Here is a 21,421-nt window from a genome sequence, read left to right on the forward strand (position 1 = left end):
AGCTCCGGGGCGAAACGGAACACCCGGTCGAGTCCCCACCCTCCCCGTCCCCAACGACCGGGTCAAGGAGCCGGCCCCGTCCCCGGGCCGGCTCCGCTTTTTTTGGCAGCCGGTCGGAGCCGGTTCGGAAAAGACGCTCAGGCCGGCCGCAAGCCGCGCCTGAAGCGGGCGCCGTTGGCCACATAGTGCGCCGCCGAGGCGCGCAGGCGCTCGACCGCCGCCTCGTCCAGGGAGCGAACCGCGCGCGCGGGAGAGCCGACGATCAGCGAATTATCCGGAAACTCCTTGCCTTCCGTGACCAGCGCCCCGGCGCCGACCAGCGAGTTCTTGCCGATGCGCGCGCCGTTCAGCACGATGGCGCCCATGCCCACAAGGCTGTTGTCGCCGATGGTGCAGCCGTGCAGCATGGCGCGGTGGCCGATGGTGCAGCCCTGCCCCACCGTGACCGGAAAGCCCGGGTCGGTGTGCACCACCACATGCTCCTGCATGTTGGTGTCCGCACCGATCACGATCGGCTCGTTGTCGCCGCGCAGCACGGCACCGAACCAGAAACCGGCATTGCGGCCGATCTCCAGATTGCCGATCAGCACGGCATCGGGCGCGATCCAGTTGCTGTCGGCGTCCTCGAAGCGCGGCGACTTGTCGTCAATCGCATAAATCGGCATCTTCTCTCCTGGCGACATCAATTCCCGTTCGGCTGCGGCCGTTGTAGGTGCCCGCGCGTGGGGATGCAACGGCGACGGCGGCTTCTTTACCTCGCATTTACCATGAAGCAGCACAGTCGCCTCCGGCACCGGCCGTGATCGCGGCCATGCCACCGTCGCCACAGGAGGCATGATGGCAAGCCCAGCCGCCGCGGAAGCCACGGCTTTCCGGGTCGTCGACTCGAAATTGATGCGCAAGGTGTTTTTCGCCTTTACGGCGATGGCCCTTCTCTCTGCTGGCATCAGCCTTGCCGGCAAGTGGTTCGGCCATTCGATCGCCATGGGCGGCCACACGGAAGACACCAGCCCGCGCGAGATCGTCATCGGCAACAACGTCATCCACGTCCCGGCCAACATGATCCGCTTCGAGCGCGCCCGACATGACGGCGTCGCCTCGCGCCTCGACCTCTATCTGCGCTATCCCGAGATGGACGGCTACAGCGAGGCCACCCGTACCGACTTCAACCGCACCGGCTCGGGCAGGAACATCATCTTCCTGTCGTTCGAGGATCAGATCATGTCGCGCGACATGAGCGGCCGCTTCGCACCCATCTACAGCGCGCTCATCGTGCAGCCGGGACCCCCCGGCCCCGGCGGAACCACGATCCACGATTTTTCGGAAAAGTCGGGCTATCTGAACGAGACGCTGGTCGTTGCGGACCGTCCGGGCGCAACGCCTTTCGTGGCCCGCTGCCTTGCCGGCGCCAGCGCCGAGCAGTCGCTGGCGCCCTGCGAGCGCGACCTGCTGGTGGGCGAGCGGCTAAGCCTCACCTACCGCTTCCCGAAACAACTGCTGGCAGACTGGCACGCGCTCGACGCAGCCGTGGCCGCACAAGCCGCCCGCGTCCTGCAGACGGGCGCCGGCCCTCAGTGACAGGCAGCCGCCCGACGGGCGAATCAGCCCAGGTCCACGTCCAGTATGGCCATGGAGAAATTGTAGTCGCCATCATCCTCGTCCTTGAAGACGATGCCGAGGAATTCGTCGCCCACATAGACCTCGGCCGAATCCTCCTTGCGCGGGCGCGCCTTCACCTGCAGTTGCGGATTCTGGAAGACGCGCTTGAAATAGGCGTCGAGCTTTCTGATTTCGTCGGGCTTCAAGAGACTTACTCCGGATACGGCCGTGCTTTGCGTTGGAACCGCTTCTGGCACGGTGAACACGGCGATGTAAAGGCAAGCCCGCGACAAGACCACAGATGCCGGGCGACATCCTCGATCGGATGCCCACCGGCAATTGGCGGTCAGATGTCGTAGCTGATGGGATGCTCGGCCGAGGGTGCCGGCAGGAGTTGGTCCATCTGGCGCGACGGCTGCTCGCAGCCCGTCTCGCCGACGACACGCGCCGGCACACCCGCCACGGTCTTGTTGTGCGGGACGGGCGAAAGCACCACGGAGCCTGCCGCGATCTTGGAGCAGTGGCCGATCTCGATATTGCCGAGGATCTTGGCGCCCGCGCCGATCAGCACGCCGTGGCGGATCTTCGGGTGGCGATCGCCTCCGGCCTTGCCGGTGCCGCCGAGCGTCACGCCATGCAGGATCGACACGTCGTCCTCGATCACCGCCGTCTGGCCCACGACCAGCCCCGTGGCATGGTCGAGGAAGATGCCCTTGCCGATCCGCGCGGCCGGGTTGATGTCGGTCTGGAAGATGGAGGAGGAGCGGCTTTGCAGATAGAGCGCGAAATCCTGCCGCCCCTTGTTCCACAGCCAATGCGCCAGCCGGTGCGTCTGGATGGCGTGGAAGCCCTTGAAATAGAGTACCGGCATGATGAAGCGGTCGCAGGCCGGATCGCGGTCGTAATAGGCCTGGATGTCCACGCGCACGATGGCCGACCAATCGGGTTCGTCGGCCAGCATCGCCGCGAAGGTCTGGCGGATCAGGTCGGCACCCAGGTCCTGGTGCGCCAGGCGCTCCGCCAGCCGGTGGATGACCGCGTCCTCCAGGCTCTCCTGGTTGAGGATGGTGGCATAGACGAAGGCGGCCAGCAGAGGGTCGCGCGCGACCGCTTCCTCGGCCTCCTCGCGAATAGAGCGCCAGATCGGGTCCACGGGCTGCAACGCGCCTTGACGCGCGAGGGTGATGCTGTTCATGACTGCCTCCGGTTCCGGCTTGCCTTCCCCGGTTGCTCATATAAGTCAATTTGCGGCGCGAGCGAACTCAATTTTCCTGAGCGCAGATTCAAATGGACGTGGTTCCCGGGAAATCGACAGGCCATGGAAGCTGAAACCTTGATCGTGACCGTTGCCGCCGGCGTCGCCCACATAAGGCTCAACCGGCCGCACAAGAAGAACGCGATCACGCAGGAGATGTGGCGGCGGCTCGCCGCAGAGCTTGGGACGCTTTCCGCCGACCCCGATGTTCGCGTCGTCGTGCTGTGCGGCGCCGGAGCCGATTTCTCCGCCGGCGCCGACATTGGCGAGTTTGCAACGCTGCGCGACGCCGACAATGCGCGCGAATACGAGGTCGCCAATTCTGCCGCCTTTGCGGCGGTGCGCACTTGCCGCGTGCCGGTGATCGCCGCCATACGCGGTATCTGCTTCGGCGGAGGCTTCGGGCTTGCCGCTGCGGCAGATATCCGCCTGGCGGCCCATGGCGCGCAGTTTTGCGTGCCGGCCGCGAAGCTCGGTCTGGCCTATCCCCAGGACGCCATGCAGGACATCGTCTTTTCCGCCGGCCCGCAAATGGCACGCTATCTGGCCTTCACCGGCGCGCGCATATATGCGGATGTGGCGCTGGCCGCGGGCTTCCTGCTGGAAGTCGTTGCCGACGGGCAGTTGGACGCTCGGGCGGCGCAGATCGCGAGCGCCATCGCCGCCAATGCACCGCTGTCCGTGCATGCCTCGAAATTGGCGATCCGTTCCGTATTGAGCGGCGAGGCGGCGGATGCGGATGCAGCCCGGGAAGCGGGCGCGGCCACCTTCCGCAGCGCCGACTATGCGGAAGGCCGCGCCGCCTTTGCCGCGCGGCGTGCGCCGGAGTTCTCCGGCCGATGAACGCTCCGCTCCTGGACGAGGACCTGAAGCGCGAGTTGTCGGCGCTATACGGGACGGAGCACCGGCATTATCATGGCCTTGCGCATATCGAGGCGCTGCTGGCACTAGCCGGCGAATACCGCACTGCCCTGTCCGACCCGGAGGCCGTCGAGGCCGCCATCTGGTTCCATGACGCCATCTATGACAGCCGCGCCAAGGACAACGAGGCGCGCAGCGCCGCCCTGGCCCTAGAAAAGCTGGCCCCACGCATCGCGGGCGAGCGGCTGGCGCGCATCGCCGTCATGATCGAGGCCACCGCCACGCATGAGGTGCCCGGCCTTGCCGACGCGGCCGCAAGGCGCGACGCGGCCCTCTTCCTCGACATGGACCTGTCCATCCTCGGCGCCGCGCCGGCCACCTTCGACGCCTACGAGCAGGCGGTGCGGCGCGAATATGGGTGGGTGGCGGAGCCCGCATGGCGCGCCGGGCGCGCCGTGGTGCTGAAAACCTTCCTGGCCCGTCCGCACATCTTCCACACCAGGGAGTTCAGGAACCGCTTCGAGCGGCAGGCGCGCGAAAACATGACCTGCTCGCTGGCCGTGCTGGACGCCGGCCAAGTCCCATAGCGGCCAAGTCGCCTATAGCGGCCGGTCTGCCTATAGCGGATTGTCGGCGTAGAATTGCAGCACGCGCTGCTTGAAGCTCCTGTCGCCCACCGACAGCATATGGTCGCGGCTTTCGATGTGGAAAGCCACGGCGTTCGGCATCAGGGCGGCAAGCTCGTCGGGCGAGCCGGCGATGTCGTCCGTGGTGCCCACGCCGATCAATGTCGGCTGGGAAATGCGCGCCACGTCGTCCTCGCTCAGCAATTCGCGCGAGGTGGCGATGCAGGCGGCGAGCGCATGACGGTCGCTGCGGGTCTGGTCGGCAAATGCGCGAAACATTTTTCCACGCGCATGGGTGATCGCCGCGGGATCCTCCGCCACCAGCGCGTCGGCGATCGGGTCCCAGTCGCCGACGCCGTCGACCATGCCGATGCCGAGTCCGCCAAGCACCAGAGTGGCCACCTTGTCCGGATTGGAAAGCGCCAGGAAGGCCGCAAGCCGCGCGCCCATCGAATAGCCCATGACATGGGCGCGCCCGATGCCGAGATGGTCCAGCAACGCGGCCGAATCCGAAGCCATCCTGGCCGGCGTGTAGTCGGCCTCGTCGTAGCTCTTGGAGGACGCGCCATGACCGCGGTTGTCCAGCGCGATGGCCCGGTAGCCGGCGTCGTTGAGCGTCTTGAACCAACCCGGCGACACCCAGTTGACATAGTGGCTGGAAGCAAAGCCGTGGATCATCAGCACCGGATCGCCATGCCCCGACGCCGGCTGCCGGTCGAGAAAGGCGATCTCGAAGCCGTCATGGCGGAAGAACTGCATCCCGGTCTCCTGCGCCATGGTCACTCGGCGCCTGAGACGGCGGCGATCGCCGGATGCTTCACCGCATCGCCATCGGCGATGCCCTCGCGCGCGGCGGTGCCGGCCTTCAGTTCCAGCACGAAGCGCACCGGCGCCCCCGGGGAGATGACGGCTTCCGATTGCGGCTCGCCCCGGCCGATGGCCGCGATGTGCCCGTCCTCTCCGATGAAGATCAGGTCGAGCGGCATGGGCGTGTTCTTCATCCAGAAGCCGACCGGCTGTGTCCGCTCGAACACGAACAGCATGCCGTGGTCGTCGGCCATGGCGCGGCGGAACATAAGCCCGGCCGATCGCTGGGCGGGCTCGCTGGCGACCTCGATGGTGAAGCTGTGTTCACCCTTTGCGGTTTCCACCACCAGCGGCGCAGGATCGGTGGGCAATATCATCGCCTCACCGCCGGCCGATGCGGTTTGCCGCGCAGCGAAGCCGGCGGCCAACGCCAGAAAGGCGGCCACCACGCAAAGCCTGAACGCCGCCGGAGAAATCTTTCGGACCATGTGAATTCCATTCCGGCACGCGCTTGCCGGAGAAAACCCGGCCTGGTCGGCCGGCACGCCGTCAGTGCGAGACCGGCAGGGTTCCCATATCGGGGTGAATCTCGGCAGCCATGAGGCCCTTCTCGCCCCGGCCGAAGCGCACCAGCACCACCTGGCCGGGTCTCAACTCGGTGATGCCATAGCGCCGCAGGGTCTCCATATGGACGAAGATGTCCTCCGTGCCGTCGCCCCGCGTCAGGAAGCCGAAGCCCTTGGTACGGTTGAACCACTTCACCAGCGCGCGCTCCAGCCCGCTTTCGGGCGTCACCGTGACATGCGTGCGCGGTTCCTGCATCTCGGCCGGATGCACGGCCGTGGACGTATCCATGGAAAGCACGCGGAACGCCTGCAGGCCGCGTTCGCCCTGCCGCACCAGACATACCACCCGCGCTCCCTCCAGCGCCGTCTGGAAGCCGTCCCGGCGCAGGCAGGTGACATGGAGGAGAACGTCGCCCGAAACACCGCTGTCAGGAAGGATGAAGCCGTAGCCCTTGGCCACGTCAAACCATTTTATGGCGCCGGACACTTCGATCAGATCGACAGCCTCGCTGCCTTCGTCCTGCTTCACGGCTCCGCCAACGGTTACGTTACGGCCTGTCAAAGAGGCCTTTTCCCCCATGAGACGCCCCCTTTCGTCGAAATTGCCGCACACTGATTCTTGACATCAGATTAACACCGCAGCTTCCGGCGGTGGCAAGACCTCGCGCGGCTTTTTTACGGATCATTCAGAATTTACTCGCCCGTTGCTTGGCGTCGACCGAGAGCCTGCTTGGCCGGTTGCCCCGGCAGGCGAGCGCCCCTATGTTCGCCGCAAGGTCCCCATCGGAGTAAGAACATGCGCTACCTCCACACCATGGTCCGCGTCGCCGATCTCGACGCCTCGCTCGACTTCTACTGCAACAAGCTCGGCCTCAAGGAGGTCCGGCGCATGGACAACGAGAAAGGCCGCTATACGCTGGTCTTCCTGGCGGCGTCCGAGGACGAGAAGGCCGGCATCTCCGAAAAGGCGCCCCTCGTCGAACTGACCTACAACTGGGACCCGGAAGATTATCAGGGCGGGCGCAATTTCGGCCACCTCGCCTACGAGGTGGACGACATCTACGCGCTCTGCCGGAAGCTGATGGACGCGGGTGTCGCCATCAATCGCCCGCCGCGCGACGGCCACATGGCCTTCGTGCGCTCGCCCGACGGCATTTCGATCGAGCTTCTGCAGAAGGGCGACGCCAAGGAACCGGCCGAGCCCTGGGCCTCCATGGCCAATACCGGAAGCTGGTGACCCTCAGGGGGCCGTGGCCGCCGATGACGCTTTCCGCACCATCTCCAGCAGTGCCAGCACGGTGCGCCAGTTACGCGCCGTGCCTGGCACATTCAGGGTCCGCGGCAGCGCCCCGGCGAATTTCGACCTGCCGAGCCCGTCCGGCGCATGCAGGTAGAGCACCTCGCCCCTGACCTCGAAGCGCTCGGGGCCGGTGCATGTTTCGGCGAGCCTGGCGATCTCCTCGGACGTCGGCTCGCGCTCCAGCACATACGTATGCAGCTTGGTGTGCTCGGCCGCGACCTCGGGATAGGGGTTTTCGGCGACCAGCCGCTCCAGCCGCGCGCCGTCGCACACCATGATGCGCGAAGCAAAGCCCCAGCGCCTTTCGAAGGCCGCTTCCAGATCCCGCTGCAATGAGGCCGCATCGCCTTGTGCCGCGTAAAACACCACGTTGCCGCTCTGCACGTAGGTGGAGACGTCGCTGAAGCCCAGATCCTCGAAGAAAGCTCGCAGTTCCGCCATCTTCACGATGCGGTTGCCACCGACATTGATGCCGGAGAACAGCGCGACGAACGTCCCTCCGGCCTTTTCCGTCATATGATGAAACCCGCCAGCGTCTCGTTGTCGGTGATGTCCTGATACTGCACGCCCTCTGCGTCGAAATTCGCCTTGAGCAGATCGAAGTTGCGGCGGTCCTTGGTCTCGATGCCGATCAGCACCGAACCGAAATTGCGTGCCGACTTCTTCAGGTACTCGAAGCGGGTGATGTCGTCGTCGGGGCCGAGCATATCCAGAAAGTCCCGCAGCGCGCCGGGCCGCTGCGGGAAGCGGATGACGAAATATTTCTTCAGCCCTTCGAAACGAAGCGCGCGCTCCTTCACGTCGGGCAGGCGTTCGAAGTCGAAATTGCCGCCCGACACCACGGCCACGATGGTGCGGCCCCTGATCTCCTTGCGGGAAAAATCCTTCAGCGCATCGATGGCCAGCGCGCCGGCCGGTTCCAGCACCACCCCCTCGACATTCAGCATCTCGATCATGGTGGCGCAGAGCCGGTTCTCCGGGATCAGCCGCACGCTGTCGGCCGAGAATTCCTTCAGGTGCCGGAACGGCTCGCGGCCGATCTCGGCCACCGCCGCGCCGTCGACGAAATTATCCACCTTGGCGAGCTTGATCCGCTTGCCGGCGGCAAGGCTCTCCTTCAGGCTCGGCGCCCCTGCCGGTTCGCAAAACAGGAAGCGCGTTTCCTGGCGCATGCTGGCGAAATAGTGCGTTATGCCGGCGGCCAGCCCGCCGCCGCCGATCGGCAGCGCGATCAGGTCCGGCATGCGCCCGCCCGGCATCTGCGCGGCGACCTCCCAGCCGACGGTGGCCTGCCCCTCGATGATGTCCTTGTGGTCGAAGGGCGGCACCATGTGCGCTCCGGACTCTTCGGTGAAATCGAAAGCCGCGCGATAGCAATCGTCGAAGAAGTCGCCCACCAGCCGGATCTCGACGAACTCGCCGCCGAACAGGCGGGTCTTGTCGATCTTCTGCTGCGGCGTCGTCACCGGCATGAACACTACGCCGCGCTTGCCGAAATGCCGGCACACATAGGCAAAGCCCTGCGCGTGGTTGCCGGCCGAGGCACAGACGAACAGTTCCGCCTTGTTGCCTGCGGCAAGCGCCTTGCGGAAAAAGTTGAAGGCGCCCCTGATCTTGTAGGAGCGCACCGGCGTCAGGTCTTCACGCTTCAGGTACACATGCGCGCCGAACTTCCTGGACAGGTAGTCGTTTTCCTGCAGCGGCGGCGTCTCGGGGAAGAGGCCTCGCACGGCCTCGGCCGCAGCGGAGACCCTTTCGGCAAAGCTCATGATGGCCATCCTTCGTTGACGATGCCCGCGGTTCCTGCCGCCATTTCGGCTTTTGTGCAACAGTGCCCGGCCCGCATTTCGCGCCGTACCGCTTTTTGAGGGCATTCGCCTTGCTTCCGCCGCACTTGGCCGCTGGCAAGGTCTTCGCCCGCACGGCCCAGAGGATCGCGGGGACAACGGCGGATTCAGGACGGCCCGAAAGTGCATTTCCCGACAGTGCATTCCAAGACGATCATCATTGCCCTTCTGGCGCTGCTTGTCGCCGGCTGCGTCGGGCAGCGCTCCGAGGCGCTGCTCGGCAGCGCCATCGTCACGGCATCGGTCACCGACATCGCCGGCAGCCATGCCATCTTCATCGCCACCACGCGCAAGCACTCGGCAGATCCGGGCAAGGTGTTCGAAGGCGAACGCTCGGCGACGCTCAATTTCGCACGCGTCAACGTCACCGTGCCGAACGTCCACAAGACCGGCCAGATCGAACGCAAGGGGCGCGGCAAACCGGACGACCCGGCCCAGTATTTCACGGCCACGGCGGCAACCGGCTACGACACGGGCCCGAAATTCCAGGCGGCGCTCAACGCCGACACGGCGGCGCGGGGCGATCGCGTCATGGTGTTCGTGCACGGCTACAACACCTCTTTCGACAACGCCGTCTACCGCCTCACGCAGATCGTCCATGATTCCGGCTATCCCGGCACGCCGGTTCTGTTTTCCTGGGCTTCGGGCGGCTCCACCACCAGCTATGTCTACGACAAGGAAAGCGCCAGCGCCGCGCGCGACCAGCTCGAGGTGACGCTGAGGATGCTGGCTCAGACGAGCGCGCGCCGCATCGACATCGTGGCCCATTCCATGGGCACGTGGGTGACGATGGAAACGCTGCGCCAGCTCGCCATCACCGGCGACCGCGACCTTTCCGGCAAGCTGGGCGACGTGGTGCTCGCCTCGCCCGACATCGACGTCAACGTGTTCAAGAGCCAGATGCGCCGCTACGGCAAGCCGGACAAGCCCTTCATCCTGCTGCTTTCCGACGACGACCGCGCGCTGAAGCTGTCGGGGCTGCTGGCCGGTTCGCGGCCGCGCGTCGGCGACTATCGCAACGCCGCCGACCTGGCCGACTACGGCGTGACCGTGGTCAACCTCACCAGCGCCAAGGGCGCCGATACGTTCAACCACACCAAGTTCGCCGACAACCCGGCCCTGGTGCGGCAGCTCGGCCAGCGGCTGCGCGCGGATGACGGCTTCGCCTCCGACCGCGAGGTCACCGACCGCATCAACCTTCTCAACCAGCAGGCGAGAAGCGGTATCTTCTAGGATTTGCGGTTGTCCGCACTGGACGCCGCGGCAGGCAAGCCCTATTCGGGATTTTCCCATTCGGATATTCGGCGCTGCTACGGGCGCCGGCAGCGGGAGCCGGATCAATGCGCGCAAAGACCCTCCTCCTCGTCACGATGGCCCTGACGCTGGCGGGCTGCATGGGCTCGCGCACGCATGACCTGCTAAACCACACGGCGATCGAGGCTCCCGCTTCCGAGATCGCGGCCGCGCACGAGGTCTTCGTGGCCACGACGCGCAAGCGCGCCGCCAAGGAACCGCGGCAGGTGTTCGACGGGGAACGCTCGCTGACCACCAGCTATGCGCGTGTCGACATGACGGTGCCGAAGCTGCACCAGGCCGGCCGCATCGAGCGCGCCGCCGGTGCCGCCCCCAACGATCCCGCCAAGCATTTCGCCGCCGCGCGAGTGGCCTACTATCGCGACGCGCAGGTGTTCGCCAACGCGGTCGGCGCAGACGTCGCCAGGCGCGGCGGTCGCGTGCTGGTGTTCGTGCATGGCTTCAACAACGGCTTCGACGACGGCGTCTACCGCGTCACGCAAATCGTCCACGATACCGGCTATCCGGGCACGCCGGTGCTGTTTTCCTGGGCGTCGGCCGGTGCCACAACCGGCTACATCTACGACAAGGAAAGCGCCAACGCCGCCCGCGACGACCTGGAGGCCACGCTCAAGATGCTGGCGCGCACGCGCGCGAAAAGCATCGACATCATCGCCCATTCCATGGGCACGTGGGTAACGATGGAGGCGCTGCGCCAGCTCGCCATCGAAGGCGACCGCAACCTTTCCGGCAAGCTCGGCAACGTGGTTCTGGCCTCGCCCGACATCGATGTGGACGTGTTCAAGAAGCAGATGCTTCGCTATGGCAAGCCGGACCGACCCTTCACCGTGTTGCTGTCAGGCGACGACCGGGCCCTGCGGCTGTCGAGCCTGATCTCCGGCGACAAGCCGCGCGTGGGCGACTATGGCGACGCCGCCGATCTCGCCGCCTACGGCGTGACGGTTGCGGATCTCAGCCAGACCAAGGGCGGCGACCGGCTCAACCACACCAAGTTCGCAAACAACCCCTTCCTGGTGCAATTGCTGGGAGAGCGCCTCAACATGCCGGCCGGCCTGGCCTCCGACCAGATCGAAGCAAAGCCCATCGACACGCTGGGCCAGGGCATCGGCAAGACCGTGGGCTCGGTGGCCGAGATCATCGTCACCACGCCGTTCAAGGTGCTGACCATCGCAACCGGCGGGTAAGGGAGGCTACAGGGCGATGTTGAAGACCACCGTGTCCGAACCGGCCGCCGCCGAGACGCCTACCCGCAATTGCCACCAGCCATGCATCGAGAATTTCACGCCCTCGATGCGGTAGCGGCCGTCGCCCAGATACTCCGTCACCTGCGGGCTGCTCGGCAATCCGTGAGCGTGCTGCGGCATGCCGCCCGAGACGTCGATGGCTGCGTTTTCGACCGGCGCGCCTTGAGGCGTGCTGAGCCTCAGCGTCCAGGCTTGTGATTCGCCCAGCCGCACTGCCCCGCCCTCCGGCCCGATAGTGACTACGAACAGGCCCGCGACAGTGGCCTTGGAGCGCGAGAAATCCGATCCTTGCCGACCGGGCGCCGCCAGATGAATCGCCGCCGCTACACCTGCCAGAACCACCGCAAGCCCGAGCGCCGCTGCAATGTAACGCCAGAACCGTGTCACGCTGCTCCTTTCCTGCCGGCGAATGCACCGGCCCCTCCCGTGCACGCCGAAGCGGAACAAGAATCCGCCACATCAAGCATGGCGTCGAAGCCGGCGAGAAGCTACAGCGGAAACAAAACAGGAGGGTCGCTTGTCTCGCACCGGAATCGCCTCGATCGGCGAATGCATGCTGGAACTGTCGGGTCGCAGCGGCAGCCAATGGCACATGGGTTTTGCCGGCGATACGTTCAACACCCTATGGGCGCTTACGGCGCTCTGCGACGGGCGACCCGCCACCTATGTTTCGGCGTTTGGCGACGACCCATTCTCGCGCGACCAGATCGCATTCTTCAGGGAGAACGGCGTCGGCATCGGCGCAAGCCCGATCATCCCCGGCGCGCGGCCGGGCCTCTATGCAATCACGCTGACCGGAGCGGAGCGCTCCTTCACCTACTGGCGCTCGGACGCCGCCGCGCGCCGCTTGGCGTCGGATCCGGCCGCCCTGGCAAAAAGCCTTGAGGGCCAGAAGCTGGTGTATTTCTCCGGGATCACCCTGGGAATTCTCGAAGCGGAGGCCCGCGAGGTCCTGTTGAGGGCGGTGGGCAACGCACGCGCTGCGGGCAGCCTGATCGCCTTCGACCCGAACTACCGGCCAGGCCTGTGGCGCGACCGCGCGGAGGCGCAAGCCGCCGTCGCCGCGGCGCTTGCCGTCGTCGACATCGCCCTGCCCACCTTCCCCGACGAGCAGGCGCTGTTCGGCGACGCCAACCCGCAGGCAACCGTGGAAAGATTGGCGCGGCAGGTCGGCGAAGTGGTGGTCAAGAACGGCGAGGCGCCGGCACTGGTCGCTGCCCCAGGCGGGGCACAGCAGGTGCCTGCCGTGCATGTCGCCGATGCGGTCGACACCACGGGCGCGGGCGATTCCTTCAACGGCGGCTATCTGGCGGCACGCCTGGCCGATCACGAGCCGGCCGAAGCCACTCGGCGGGCGCATCGCGTTGCCGCGGCGGTGGTGCAGGTGCGCGGCGCGCTGGCTCCGTTCGAGGTGCTGAGGGCGGCTTTCGCAGCACGACCGTGAGCCGGCTGCGTCACGGCAGCCGGAAACGATATTCCGTGACCTGGTGATAGACATCGCCGGGAAATAGCGTCGCCTGCGGGAAATAGGGCCGGTTCGGCGCGTCCGGCCACACCTGGGGTTCGAGGCAGAAGCCCGAGAACGGATGGTAGCCGGTCCCGCCGAGTCCCGGCGCGCGGGCCCCGATATGCTGGCCGGTGTAGAACTGGACGCCCGGTTCCGTGGTCCACACCTCCATTTCGACGCCGGAGGTCGCGCCTTGCACCCAGGCCGCCTGCCTGAGCGGGCCGCGCGCCGGCGCCAGGCAGAAATTGTGGTCGTAGCGGACGTGGCCGGCTTCACCCTCGAGACGAATCGGCCGGGCCTGACGGAAATCGAGCGATGTGCCATCCACAGGCAGCACCGCGCCGGTGGGTATCTGGTCGGCATCGGTCGGCAGATAGGCGCCGGCAAAGATCGCCACACGATGGTCGAGCACGTCACCGGCGCCGCCGTCATCGAGGTTGAAATAGGAGTGCTGCGCCAGATTGCATGGCGTGGGCTCGTCGCAGGTCGCGCTGATCTCCACGGCAAGCGTGCCGGGAATCTTCAGGCGATAGGTGCACGTCACCTCCAGCGAGCCGGGAAAGCCCATCGTGCCCGCCGGATCGTGAAGGGAAAGCGTGACGTAGTCCCGCCCATGCAGGGATACCGTCCATGGGCGCCGGGAATAGCCCCACGAGCCGCCGTGAAGCGTATGCCGCCCGAGAAAATTCCGGTCCGTCTGATGATGCCGGCCGGCAAGGACGAACCTCCCGTCGCGGATACGGTTGGCATAGCGGCCGACAATTGCGCCGAAATAGGCCTGATCGGCCTCATAGGGTTCGAAGCGGTCGAAGCCGAGCACCAGCGGCGCATCGTGCCCGTCCAGACGGAGATCCTGAACGGCGGCGCCCCAGCCGATGATGTTGGCGCTCAGGCCACCGCCGCGAATGGCGAAGCGCCGTACCGCTTCGCCCGTCTGCGTCGTGCCGAAGACCTCGCCATCCTTCATGCACGCCATTCCTTGCAGCCGGTTTCGTCCCCGAGAATCTACCCGAATCCGCGACCCGTAAAGTCAGCCGAAGTCAAAGGCAGGGCGGGTCCTCGCAAGGAGGTCCGCCCTACCGACAGGTCGCTTAGAGGCCGAGGCCGCCTATGCAGACATATTTGGTGTCGAGATAGTCGTCCATGCCCTGATGACCACCCTCGCGGCCCAGACCGGACTCCTTCACGCCGCCGAAAGGCGCTTCCGGCGTGGTGATCAGGCCTTCATTGACGCCGACCATACCGTATTTCAGCCCTTCCATGACACGGAAGGCGCGGCCGAGGTCACCGGTATAGAAATAGGCGGCAAGGCCGAATTCGGTGTCGTTGGCGAGCGCGATCGCTTCTTCCTCCTTCTCGAACCTGAAGACCGGCGCGATCGGGCCGAAAATCTCCTCCTTCATGAACTTCATCTCGGTCGTGGCGCCGGAGATGACGGTAGGCTCGAAGAAGGAGCCGCCCAGCGCGTGGCGCTTGCCACCGGCAACCACCTTGCCGCCCTTGGCGGTGGCGTCCTGGATAAACTCCTCCACCTTCTCGACGGCCTTGACGTCGATCAGCGGGCCTTGCTGCACACCGGCCTCGACGCCGGGGCCGACCTTGAGCTTGTTGGAAGCCTCGGCCAGCCTCTCCACGAACTTGTCGTAGATGCCGGCCTGCGCGAAGAAGCGGTTGGTGCACACGCAGGTCTGGCCCGAATTGCGGTACTTGGCCATGATGGCGCCCTCGACGGCACGGTCGAGATCGGCGTCGTCGAAGACCAGGAACGGCGCATTGCCGCCAAGCTCCATAGAAACCTTCTTCACGGTCGAGGCCGACTTGGCGATCAGCATCTTGCCGACTTCGGTCGAGCCGGTGAAAGTGATCTTCTTGACCAGCGGATTGGTGCAAACCTCGTCGCCGATCTCGCCGGCGGCACCGGTCACGATATTGACGACGCCCTTGGGGATGCCGACCTCCTCGCACAGCGCGCCCCAGGCAAGGCCCGAATAGGGGGTCTGCGTGGCCGGCTTGACGACAGCCGTGCAGCCGGCGGCGATCGCCGGGCCGATCTTGCGCGACAGCATCGAGGAGGGGAAGTTCCACGGCGTGATGGCGGCAATGACGCCGACCGGCTCACGCGTCACCAGAACGCGACGATCCGCCCACGGCGAAGGCACCACGTCGCCATAGGCGCGGCGCGCTTCCTCGGCAAACCACAGCACATAGGCGGCCGAGGAGCCGATCTCGCCCTTGGCTTCGGTGAGCGACTTGCCTTGCTCCAGGGTGAGAAGCTCGGCCAGCGCGTCCTGATTGTCCATGATGGCGTCGTGAAGCTTGCGCAAAAGCTTGGAGCGCTCCAGGGCCGAGGTCTTGCGGAAGGAGAGGAAGGCCTGGTGCGCGGCCTCGATGGCGCGTCGCGTTTCAGCCCTGCCCGAATAGGGCACCGTGCCGATGACGAGGCCGGTGGCCGGATTGACCACGTCCACGGTCTTGCCGGAATCGGCCTGCACCCATTCGCCGTTGATGAGGTTTGCCTGGCGCATGAAATGACTGGTTTTCTGGAGCATTCGTCTCGCCTCTCGTCCGGCGTCGCGACATGCCGGATCTTCTGGAATTCATCACGGCCGGCAGGCTGGCCCGCAGGCATTCGTCCGGTCGATGGTTGCGCGATATGCCACCAATATATGGCGTTGCCCGCAAGCCCGCCACCTCATAACCCGCGCCCGACATCTGGATCAATCGCCTTATACCATGACTTGATGGTCCAGCGACGCCCGGCGCGATAGCCACGCATGGCAATGTGACGCCTTGCGTTTCCCGTGGCTTTCCCATCCCTATACCGGCGAACCATGTGGGAAAGATGGATGCGCGTAGCAACGACCCTGCTGATTCTGCTTCTGGCGCTGGCGCCTGCCAAGGCAACGGAGGCCGGCTGGGCATTGTTGCGCAACGGCGGCCATGTGGTGCTCCTGCGCCACGCCAATATCACCGGCACGGTGGAATCGGCCAATTTCGACATCGACAAATGCGCCACCCAGCGCAACCTTTCCGACCGCGGCCGCCAGCAGGCGCGCAAGATCGGCGCGCTGTTCGCTGCTCGCGCCGCTCCTGTCGAGCGCATCCTGTCGAGCCGCTATTGCCGCTGCCTGGAAACAGCCCGCATCGCCTTCGGCAAGGAACCCGAGCAGTTTGCCCCGCTCGATCCGCCCCCCGCCGACGACACGGCCAGACCCGCGCAGATCGCGGCGATCGTCGACGAGGTCCGTGACTTTTCCGGCGCCGACAATCTGGTGATGGTCACCCATCTGGAGGACATCCAGGAACTGACCGGCATCTCGCCGCGCGAGGGCGAAGCCGTCATCGTGGAGGCCGACGGCGAGCGACTTCGGGTGCTTGGCCGCATCGCCTTCTAGGCGCACGGGACGCCGCCCGCGCCGCATGCCGCCGGGCAGCCAGCATATTCGGCCTTTTCCTGCCAGGAAAAACCGACTAGACAGCGCAAAACATATCCGGACCGAACCGCCTGCAATCGAAGGAAGAAACCTTGGCCACCACGTTCGAAAAAGTCGCCAAGATCATCGCCGACACCAGCGAGATCGACCTCGACACGATTACGCCAGAAAGCCACACGATCGACGATCTGGGCATCGACAGCCTCGACTTCCTCGACATCGTCTTCGCCATCGACAAGGAGTTCGGCATCAAGGTGCCGCTCGAGAAATGGACGCAGGAAGTCAACGACGGCAAGGTCTCGACCGACGAGTATTTCGTCATGAAGAACCTGTGCGCCAAGATCGACGGACTGGTCGCGGCCAAGAACGCCTGACGGCGGCGGCGCGCCGCTGCGGCCCTCAATCGCGGCTGTCGCCTTGACGGGCGCCGCCCGCTGACCCACAAAGCCCTCCATGGATTCCCAAGACGTCGTCATCACCGGCATCGGCCTTGTCTCCTCGCTGGGGGAAGGCCCGGATGCGCACTGGCGCGCGCTGACCGCCCCGGCTCCGGAGCCGGTGTTCGATGCCGCGCGCTTTTCACCCTACATCGTGCATCCGCTGCCGGAGATCGACTGGAACCAGCAGATCGCCAAGCGCGGCGACCAGCGCCAGATGGAAACCTGGCAGAGGCTCGGCACCTATAGCGCGGGCCTGGCGCTGGACGACGCCGGCATAAAGGGCGACGAAGCCCTGTGCGCCAGCATGGACATGGTGGTGGCCGCCGGCGGCGGCGAGCGCGACGTGGCGGTGGACAACACCATCCTTGCCGCATCCGAAAGCCGTCCCGACTTCGACGTCCTGCTCAACGAGAAGCTGACCACGGAGCTGCGCCCTACCCTGTTCCTGGCCCAGCTTTCCAACCTGCTCGCCGGCAACATCTCCATCGTCCACAAGGTCACCGGCTCGTCGCGCACCTTCATGGGCGAAGAGGGCGCCGGGGTTGCCGCAGTGGAGACGGCCGCCGCGCGCATCCGTTCCGGCCAGTCCACGCATATGCTGGTCGGCGGCGCTTTCCAGACCGAACATCCCGATATGCTGCTGGGCTACGAGCTTGCCGGATATCTGCACCGCGATGCCTGGAAGCCGGTCTGGCAGCGCCAGGGCATGCAGGGCGGCGGCGTGGTCTCGGGCTCGGGCGCGGCTTTCCTGGTTCTCGAGAGCCGCACCCATGCCGAGGCGCGCGGCCGCAAGATCTACGCCGGACTCGGCCCCATTTCCTCCGGACGCGCCCGCCGGACCCGCGGCGATCTTGGCGGAACGATTTCCGCCATGCTCGATGCGGCGAATTTGCCGGCCGGAAAATTGCTGGCCGTCTCCGGCGCCTCGGGCGGCCATGCCGCCACCGCTGCCGAGAAGGCCGCGCTCGACGCGCGTACCGGCCTCGCCGTGCGGGGCTTCGGTACACTGACCGGGCATCTGAAGGAGGCGCAATTCCCCTTCGCGGTGGCGCTGGCGGCGCTGGCCGTGGCCAACAAGGAGCCCTACCCGGCTTTCGACGCGGCGTCCGAGCGCCCATATGAAGGCGTGCCGGAGCACGTGCTGGCGACGGCGATCGGCTATCACCAGTTCGAGGGCCTGGCGCTCGTCTCCGCCGCCGGTTGAGGTGTCGAAATGACCAAGTTGAAGGATCACCTGGGCAGGCCCGTCGTTGCCGTCACCGGCATCGGCCTGGTCACGTCGCTCGGAAAGGGCAAGCAGGAAAACTGGGCGGCGCTGACGGCCGGCCGGTCGGGCATCCACCCCATCACCCGTTTTCCGGTGGAGCATCTCAACACGCGCATCGCCGGCACGGTCAACTTCCTCGCCTCCAGCAGCAAGGGCGCCAGCGCGCTGACCTATGAGTTGGCGGAAACCTCCGCCGAGGAGGCGATCGCCGAAGCCGGGCTCGACCTGGAGGATTTCGGCGGCCCGCTGTTCCTCGCCTCCCCGCCGGTGGAGCTGGACTGGCACGATCGGCTGGCGCTCTACAAGGGCGGCACCAACGAAGACGCGTCCGCCCGCCTGCTGGAAGTGGCGCGCAGCCAAAATTCGCTCGACATGTTCGACACCTCGCAATTCGGCTTCATCGCCGACCGGCTGGCCGAGCGCTTCGGCGCCGCCGGCCTGCCGATCACGCTTTCCACCGCCTGCGCCTCCGGAGCCACCGCCATCCAGCTCGGCGTGGAAGCGATCCGCCGCGGCGAGGCGAACCGCGCGCTTGCCATCGGCGCCGATGGCTCGGCGACCGCCGAGGCGCTGATCCGCTTTTCGCTGCTGTCGGCGCTCTCGACCAGCAACGATGCGCCGGAGAAGGCCTCAAAACCCTTCTCCAAGGATCGCGACGGATTCGTCCTGGCCGAAGGCTCGGCCGCATTGGTGCTGGAATCGCTGGAAAGCGCGCTGGCGCGCGGCGCCACCGTGCTCGGCATCCTTCGCGGCTGCGGCGAGAAGGCCGACGATTTCCACCGCACCCGCTCCAAGCCCGACGGCTCGCCCGCCATCGGCGCGGTGAAGGCCGCACTTGCCGATGCCGGCCTGAGTGAAGACGAGATCGACTACATCAACGCCCACGGCACATCGACGCCGGAAAACGACAAGATGGAGCATCTTTCGCTCTCCACCGTGTTCGGCGAGCGCATCAGCCGCATCCCGATCTCGTCCAACAAGTCGATGATCGGGCACACGCTGTCGGCCGCCGGCGCTATCGAGGCCGCCTTCTCGCTCATGACCATGCGCGAGGGCGTCATCCCGCCCACCATCAATTACGACAACCCCGATCCGGCCATCGCGCTCGACGTGGTGCCGAATGTGAAGCGGGAAGCCAAGGTCGGCACGGTTTTGTCCAATTCCTTCGGCTTCGGCGGCCAGAACACCTGCCTTGTCATGGCGAAAAGTGAATGGTGAACGGTAAAATGGTAAATGGCCGGATGAAGGAAGCGGGACGGTTGCCGCTGGCGTTCGGGCTGGACATCTGTCTGCCATTCACCATTCACTATTCACCATTCGCCCGGTAAGCCTCATGCGCGCATTGCAACTCATCGAAGATCGTCGGCTGGAGACGGTCAACATCGCCGAGCCGCCCGCCCCCGGGCTGGGCGAAGTGACGCTGAGGATCAGGGCGGTGGCTCTCAACCATATCGACGTGTGGGGCTGGCGCGGCATGGCGTTCGCCAAGCGCAAGCTGCCGCTCACCGTCGGCGCGGAAGCCTCCGGCGAGGTCGAGGCGGTCGGTCCCGGCGTGTCGAACCTACTTCCGGGCCAGATCGTCTCCATCTACGGGGCGCGCACCTGCGGGTTGTGCCGCGCCTGCCGCGAGGGCCGCGACAATCTTTGCGAGCATGTCTCGGGCGTGCATGGCTTTCATCTCGACGGCTTTGCCCAGGAAAAAATCAATCTCCCCGCGCGCCTTCTTGTGCCGGCCCCTCCCGGCGTCGACGCCATAGGGGCCGCGGTCGCGCCCGTCACCTTCGGCACGGTCGAGCACATGCTGTTCGACAATGCGAAACTGGAACCGGGCGAGACGATTCTCATCCATGCCGGCGGCTCGGGCATCGGCTCGGCAGCAATCCAGCTTGCCAAGAAGATGGGCTGCACCGTCATCACCACGGTCGGCTCCGACGACAAGATCGAGAAGGCGAAGGCGCTCGGCGCCGACCATGTCATCAACTACCGCCAGGACCGCTTCGAGGGCGTGGTGCGCAAGCTGACCAAGAAGAAGGGTGTCGACGTGGTGTTCGAGCATGTCGGCAAGGACACCTGGGCCGGTTCGATGCTGTGCCTGAAGCGTGGCGGCCGCCTCGTCACCTGCGGCTCGACCTCCGGCGTTTCGACCGAGATGAACCTGATGATGCTGTTCCAGCAGCAACTGAAACTGCTCGGCTCCTTCGGCTGCCGCATGGAGAACATGGCCAACGCCATGCAGAAGATGGCGGCGGGGCTGGTGGCCCCCGTCATCGACACGGCCGTCGATTTCGACGGCATCGACGCGGCGCTGAAGCGCATGGAAGGCCGCGACGTGTTCGGCAAGATCATCCTCAATGTCGGCTGACACGCGTTGAGCGGCGGTTCTCTCGCCAAGCTTTCCAGGGATCTCAGGTTCGGCCTGGGCCTGCGCCTCGGCAAGCTGAACTACTGGCTGGTGGCCAAGGTGGCGATGGGTGCGATGGCCCTGCTGCGCCGGCTGCCGCCCGACAGCGCGCTTGATTTTGCCGACCGCGTGGCGCGCCGCATCGGGCCTCTGGTCGGCCGCCATCGCGTGGCGCTCGACAATCTGCGGCAGGCCTATCCGCACAAGAGCGAGGCAGAGATCAGGGCGATCGCGCTCGACATGTGGGGCAACATGGCCCGCCTTGCCGCCGAATATGTGTTCCTCGACCAGCTCTTCGACTTCGATCCCGCCGCGCAGGTCCACGGCCGCATCGAGGTGTCCCAGGAAAGCATCAGGCGTTTCGAGCGCATTGCCGGCGACGACAAGCCTCATATCGTCTTCACCGGCCATCTCGGCAATTTCGAACTTCTGCCCGTGGCCGCCGCCACCTTCGGCATGAAGATCACGGCGCTTTTCCGCCCGCCCAACAACCCGTATCTGGCCGAATACATCCTGTCGACGCGCCGCTCGACCATGGGCGAATTGCTGCCTTCGGCAACCGGCGCCTCCTTCGCGCTCGCTTCGGTGCTGGAAAAGGGCGGCAATATCGGCGTGCTGGTGGACCAGAAATTTACGCGCGGCGTGGAAACCACCTTCTTCGGCCGCACCTGCCAGAGCAACCCGGTGCTGGGCATGCTGGCGCGCCAGTTCGACTGCGACGTCTATCCGGCGCGCTGCGTGCGCCTGCCGGGCAACCGCTTCCGCCTGGAGATCGAGGACAAGCTTGCCCTGCCGCGCGGCCCGCGCGGCAATGTCGATGTGGCGGCCACCACGCAGATGCTCGCCGACGTGGTGGAGCGCTGGGTGCGCGAAGACCCTGGCCAGTGGATGTGGTTCCACAAGCGCTGGCAGATCAGCGGCAAACCGCGCAACGTGCAGCCGCGGCACTGACC

General features: G+C 65.9%; 24 protein-coding genes. 13 read left to right on the forward strand and 11 right to left on the reverse strand.

Annotation, left to right across the window (positions count from 1 at the left end; genetic code table 11):
• Positions 1–137 precede the first annotated feature (137 nt).
• A complete protein-coding gene (locus ACTDI4_RS14400; RefSeq protein ID WP_442841797.1) occupies positions 138–665 on the reverse strand; it encodes a gamma carbonic anhydrase family protein in 528 nt (175 codons plus the stop codon).
• A gap of 172 nt (positions 666–837) precedes the next feature.
• Between ACTDI4_RS14400 and ACTDI4_RS14405 the strand changes: the two genes are divergently transcribed.
• Positions 838–1,578: a hypothetical protein gene (locus ACTDI4_RS14405; protein WP_442841798.1), complete on the forward strand. Its 741-nt coding sequence runs from the start codon at positions 838–840 to the stop codon at positions 1,576–1,578.
• 23 nt (positions 1,579–1,601) lie between these two features.
• Here ACTDI4_RS14405 and ACTDI4_RS14410 read toward each other — a convergent pair whose 3' ends face one another.
• Both ACTDI4_RS14410 and cysE read right to left on the reverse strand, forming a co-directional pair.
• Positions 1,602–1,805 (reverse strand): DUF3126 family protein, encoded by a 204-nt coding sequence (locus ACTDI4_RS14410; RefSeq protein WP_442841799.1) that lies wholly within the window; start codon positions 1,803–1,805, stop codon positions 1,602–1,604.
• 140 nt (positions 1,806–1,945) lie between these two features.
• Positions 1,946–2,794 carry a serine O-acetyltransferase gene (gene cysE, locus ACTDI4_RS14415; protein WP_442841800.1) on the reverse strand — a complete coding sequence of 283 codons (849 nt, stop codon included), beginning with the start codon at positions 2,792–2,794 and terminating at the stop codon, positions 1,946–1,948.
• Positions 2,795–2,917: 123 nt separating this feature from the next.
• On the opposite strand from cysE, the gene ACTDI4_RS14420 reads away from it, so the two are divergent.
• Together ACTDI4_RS14420 and ACTDI4_RS14425 are read left to right on the forward strand one after the other, a co-directional pair.
• Complete coding sequence (locus tag ACTDI4_RS14420; protein WP_442841801.1) at positions 2,918–3,697, forward strand: enoyl-CoA hydratase-related protein; 780 nt, start codon at positions 2,918–2,920, stop codon at positions 3,695–3,697.
• Complete coding sequence (locus tag ACTDI4_RS14425; protein WP_442841802.1) at positions 3,694–4,302, forward strand: HD domain-containing protein; 609 nt, start codon at positions 3,694–3,696, stop codon at positions 4,300–4,302. The genes ACTDI4_RS14420 and ACTDI4_RS14425 overlap by 4 nt, the downstream gene beginning before the upstream one ends.
• A 30-nt stretch (positions 4,303–4,332) precedes the next feature.
• On the opposite strand, the gene ACTDI4_RS14430 is transcribed toward ACTDI4_RS14425, so the two are convergent.
• The 3 genes from ACTDI4_RS14430 to ACTDI4_RS14440 all read right to left on the reverse strand — a co-directional run bounded on the left by ACTDI4_RS14430 (position 4,333) and on the right by ACTDI4_RS14440 (position 6,294).
• Positions 4,333–5,100 carry an alpha/beta fold hydrolase gene (locus tag ACTDI4_RS14430; protein WP_442841803.1) on the reverse strand — a complete coding sequence of 256 codons (768 nt, stop codon included), beginning with the start codon at positions 5,098–5,100 and terminating at the stop codon, positions 4,333–4,335.
• Between the two features lie 20 nt (positions 5,101–5,120).
• A complete protein-coding gene (locus ACTDI4_RS14435; protein ID WP_442841804.1) occupies positions 5,121–5,636 on the reverse strand; it encodes a DUF192 domain-containing protein in 516 nt (171 codons plus the stop codon).
• Positions 5,637–5,697: 61 nt separating this feature from the next.
• The gene (locus tag ACTDI4_RS14440) at positions 5,698–6,294 is read right to left on the reverse strand and encodes a cold-shock protein (RefSeq protein WP_442841805.1); all 597 of its coding nucleotides are present in this window, start codon (positions 6,292–6,294) and stop codon (positions 5,698–5,700) included.
• 216 nt (positions 6,295–6,510) lie between these two features.
• On the opposite strand from ACTDI4_RS14440, the gene gloA reads away from it, so the two are divergent.
• The gene (gloA, locus tag ACTDI4_RS14445) at positions 6,511–6,951 is read left to right on the forward strand and encodes a lactoylglutathione lyase (RefSeq protein ID WP_442841806.1); all 441 of its coding nucleotides are present in this window, start codon (positions 6,511–6,513) and stop codon (positions 6,949–6,951) included.
• A 3-nt stretch (positions 6,952–6,954) separates the two neighbouring features.
• Here gloA and ACTDI4_RS14450 read toward each other — a convergent pair whose 3' ends face one another.
• Entirely contained in the window at positions 6,955–7,530 is a 576-nt protein-coding gene (locus tag ACTDI4_RS14450; RefSeq protein WP_442841807.1) for a DUF1697 domain-containing protein, read from the reverse strand.
• A complete protein-coding gene (gene ilvA, locus ACTDI4_RS14455; RefSeq protein ID WP_442843358.1) occupies positions 7,527–8,786 on the reverse strand; it encodes a threonine ammonia-lyase IlvA in 1,260 nt (419 codons plus the stop codon). The genes ACTDI4_RS14450 and ilvA overlap by 4 nt, the downstream gene beginning before the upstream one ends.
• 198 nt (positions 8,787–8,984) lie before the next feature.
• Here ilvA and ACTDI4_RS14460 point away from each other — a divergent pair, with 198 nt between their 5' ends.
• Both ACTDI4_RS14460 and ACTDI4_RS14465 read left to right on the forward strand, forming a co-directional pair.
• A complete protein-coding gene (locus ACTDI4_RS14460) occupies positions 8,985–10,094 on the forward strand; it encodes an alpha/beta hydrolase (RefSeq protein ID WP_442841808.1) in 1,110 nt (369 codons plus the stop codon).
• 107 nt (positions 10,095–10,201) lie between these two features.
• Entirely contained in the window at positions 10,202–11,359 is a 1,158-nt protein-coding gene (locus tag ACTDI4_RS14465) for an alpha/beta hydrolase (RefSeq protein WP_442841809.1), read from the forward strand.
• Positions 11,360–11,365: 6 nt separating this feature from the next.
• Here ACTDI4_RS14465 and ACTDI4_RS14470 read toward each other — a convergent pair whose 3' ends face one another.
• Positions 11,366–11,806 (reverse strand): FixH family protein, encoded by a 441-nt coding sequence (locus tag ACTDI4_RS14470; protein WP_442841810.1) that lies wholly within the window; start codon positions 11,804–11,806, stop codon positions 11,366–11,368.
• Positions 11,807–11,972: 166 nt separating this feature from the next.
• Here ACTDI4_RS14470 and ACTDI4_RS14475 point away from each other — a divergent pair, with 166 nt between their 5' ends.
• Complete coding sequence (locus ACTDI4_RS14475; RefSeq protein WP_442843359.1) at positions 11,973–12,863, forward strand: sugar kinase; 891 nt, start codon at positions 11,973–11,975, stop codon at positions 12,861–12,863.
• 10 nt (positions 12,864–12,873) lie between these two features.
• On the opposite strand, the gene ACTDI4_RS14480 is transcribed toward ACTDI4_RS14475, so the two are convergent.
• Both ACTDI4_RS14480 and ACTDI4_RS14485 read right to left on the reverse strand, forming a co-directional pair.
• Positions 12,874–13,893 carry an aldose epimerase family protein gene (locus ACTDI4_RS14480; protein WP_442841811.1) on the reverse strand — a complete coding sequence of 340 codons (1,020 nt, stop codon included), beginning with the start codon at positions 13,891–13,893 and terminating at the stop codon, positions 12,874–12,876.
• Positions 13,894–14,017: 124 nt separating this feature from the next.
• Positions 14,018–15,475, reverse strand: coding sequence for an NAD-dependent succinate-semialdehyde dehydrogenase (locus tag ACTDI4_RS14485; protein ID WP_442841812.1), 1,458 nt, complete (start codon positions 15,473–15,475; stop codon positions 14,018–14,020).
• A 297-nt stretch (positions 15,476–15,772) separates the two neighbouring features.
• Here ACTDI4_RS14485 and ACTDI4_RS14490 point away from each other — a divergent pair, with 297 nt between their 5' ends.
• The 6 genes from ACTDI4_RS14490 to ACTDI4_RS14515 all read left to right on the forward strand — a co-directional run bounded on the left by ACTDI4_RS14490 (position 15,773) and on the right by ACTDI4_RS14515 (position 21,419).
• Positions 15,773–16,321 carry a histidine phosphatase family protein gene (locus ACTDI4_RS14490; protein ID WP_442841813.1) on the forward strand — a complete coding sequence of 183 codons (549 nt, stop codon included), beginning with the start codon at positions 15,773–15,775 and terminating at the stop codon, positions 16,319–16,321.
• Positions 16,322–16,452: 131 nt separating this feature from the next.
• Entirely contained in the window at positions 16,453–16,734 is a 282-nt protein-coding gene (locus ACTDI4_RS14495; protein WP_442841814.1) for an acyl carrier protein, read from the forward strand.
• 79 nt (positions 16,735–16,813) lie between these two features.
• Complete coding sequence (locus ACTDI4_RS14500) at positions 16,814–18,004, forward strand: beta-ketoacyl-ACP synthase (RefSeq protein ID WP_442841815.1); 1,191 nt, start codon at positions 16,814–16,816, stop codon at positions 18,002–18,004.
• A gap of 9 nt (positions 18,005–18,013) precedes the next feature.
• Positions 18,014–19,285, forward strand: coding sequence for a beta-ketoacyl-ACP synthase (locus ACTDI4_RS14505; RefSeq protein WP_442841816.1), 1,272 nt, complete (start codon positions 18,014–18,016; stop codon positions 19,283–19,285).
• A 115-nt stretch (positions 19,286–19,400) separates the two neighbouring features.
• Positions 19,401–20,429, forward strand: a complete 1,029-nt coding sequence (locus ACTDI4_RS14510) for a zinc-binding dehydrogenase (protein ID WP_442841817.1) — start codon at positions 19,401–19,403, stop codon at positions 20,427–20,429.
• A 6-nt stretch (positions 20,430–20,435) separates the two neighbouring features.
• Positions 20,436–21,419 carry a lipid A biosynthesis lauroyl acyltransferase gene (locus ACTDI4_RS14515; RefSeq protein WP_442841818.1) on the forward strand — a complete coding sequence of 328 codons (984 nt, stop codon included), beginning with the start codon at positions 20,436–20,438 and terminating at the stop codon, positions 21,417–21,419.
• Positions 21,420–21,421: the final 2 nt, after the last annotated feature.

Source organism: Mesorhizobium sp. PUT5, from assembly GCF_052216645.1.
In the GTDB taxonomy this organism is placed as follows: domain Bacteria; phylum Pseudomonadota; class Alphaproteobacteria; order Rhizobiales; family Rhizobiaceae; genus Mesorhizobium.

Excerpts from the sequence above, each read along its gene's own strand:
- cysE (WP_442841800.1), bottom strand. The coding sequence starts at position 2,794 with ATGAACAGCATCACCCTCGCGCGTCAAGGCGCGTTGCAGCCCGTGGAC.
- ACTDI4_RS14400 (WP_442841797.1), bottom strand. The coding sequence starts at position 665 with ATGCCGATTTATGCGATTGACGACAAGTCGCCGCGCTTCGAGGACGCC.
- ACTDI4_RS14450 (WP_442841807.1), bottom strand. The coding sequence starts at position 7,530 with ATGACGGAAAAGGCCGGAGGGACGTTCGTCGCGCTGTTCTCCGGCATC.
- ACTDI4_RS14465 (WP_442841809.1), top strand. The coding sequence starts at position 10,202 with ATGCGCGCAAAGACCCTCCTCCTCGTCACGATGGCCCTGACGCTGGCG.
- ACTDI4_RS14430 (WP_442841803.1), bottom strand. The coding sequence starts at position 5,100 with ATGCAGTTCTTCCGCCATGACGGCTTCGAGATCGCCTTTCTCGACCGG.
- gloA (WP_442841806.1), top strand. The coding sequence starts at position 6,511 with ATGCGCTACCTCCACACCATGGTCCGCGTCGCCGATCTCGACGCCTCG.
- ACTDI4_RS14490 (WP_442841813.1), top strand. The coding sequence starts at position 15,773 with ATGCGCGTAGCAACGACCCTGCTGATTCTGCTTCTGGCGCTGGCGCCT.
- ACTDI4_RS14420 (WP_442841801.1), top strand. The coding sequence starts at position 2,918 with ATGGAAGCTGAAACCTTGATCGTGACCGTTGCCGCCGGCGTCGCCCAC.
- ACTDI4_RS14500 (WP_442841815.1), top strand. The coding sequence starts at position 16,814 with ATGGATTCCCAAGACGTCGTCATCACCGGCATCGGCCTTGTCTCCTCG.
- ACTDI4_RS14440 (WP_442841805.1), bottom strand. The coding sequence starts at position 6,294 with ATGGGGGAAAAGGCCTCTTTGACAGGCCGTAACGTAACCGTTGGCGGA.
- ACTDI4_RS14505 (WP_442841816.1), top strand. The coding sequence starts at position 18,014 with ATGACCAAGTTGAAGGATCACCTGGGCAGGCCCGTCGTTGCCGTCACC.
- ACTDI4_RS14435 (WP_442841804.1), bottom strand. The coding sequence starts at position 5,636 with ATGGTCCGAAAGATTTCTCCGGCGGCGTTCAGGCTTTGCGTGGTGGCC.
- ACTDI4_RS14510 (WP_442841817.1), top strand. The coding sequence starts at position 19,401 with ATGCGCGCATTGCAACTCATCGAAGATCGTCGGCTGGAGACGGTCAAC.
- ACTDI4_RS14480 (WP_442841811.1), bottom strand. The coding sequence starts at position 13,893 with ATGAAGGATGGCGAGGTCTTCGGCACGACGCAGACGGGCGAAGCGGTA.
- ACTDI4_RS14425 (WP_442841802.1), top strand. The coding sequence starts at position 3,694 with ATGAACGCTCCGCTCCTGGACGAGGACCTGAAGCGCGAGTTGTCGGCG.
- ACTDI4_RS14475 (WP_442843359.1), top strand. The coding sequence starts at position 11,973 with ATGCTGGAACTGTCGGGTCGCAGCGGCAGCCAATGGCACATGGGTTTT.
- ACTDI4_RS14405 (WP_442841798.1), top strand. The coding sequence starts at position 838 with ATGGCAAGCCCAGCCGCCGCGGAAGCCACGGCTTTCCGGGTCGTCGAC.
- ACTDI4_RS14485 (WP_442841812.1), bottom strand. The coding sequence starts at position 15,475 with ATGCTCCAGAAAACCAGTCATTTCATGCGCCAGGCAAACCTCATCAAC.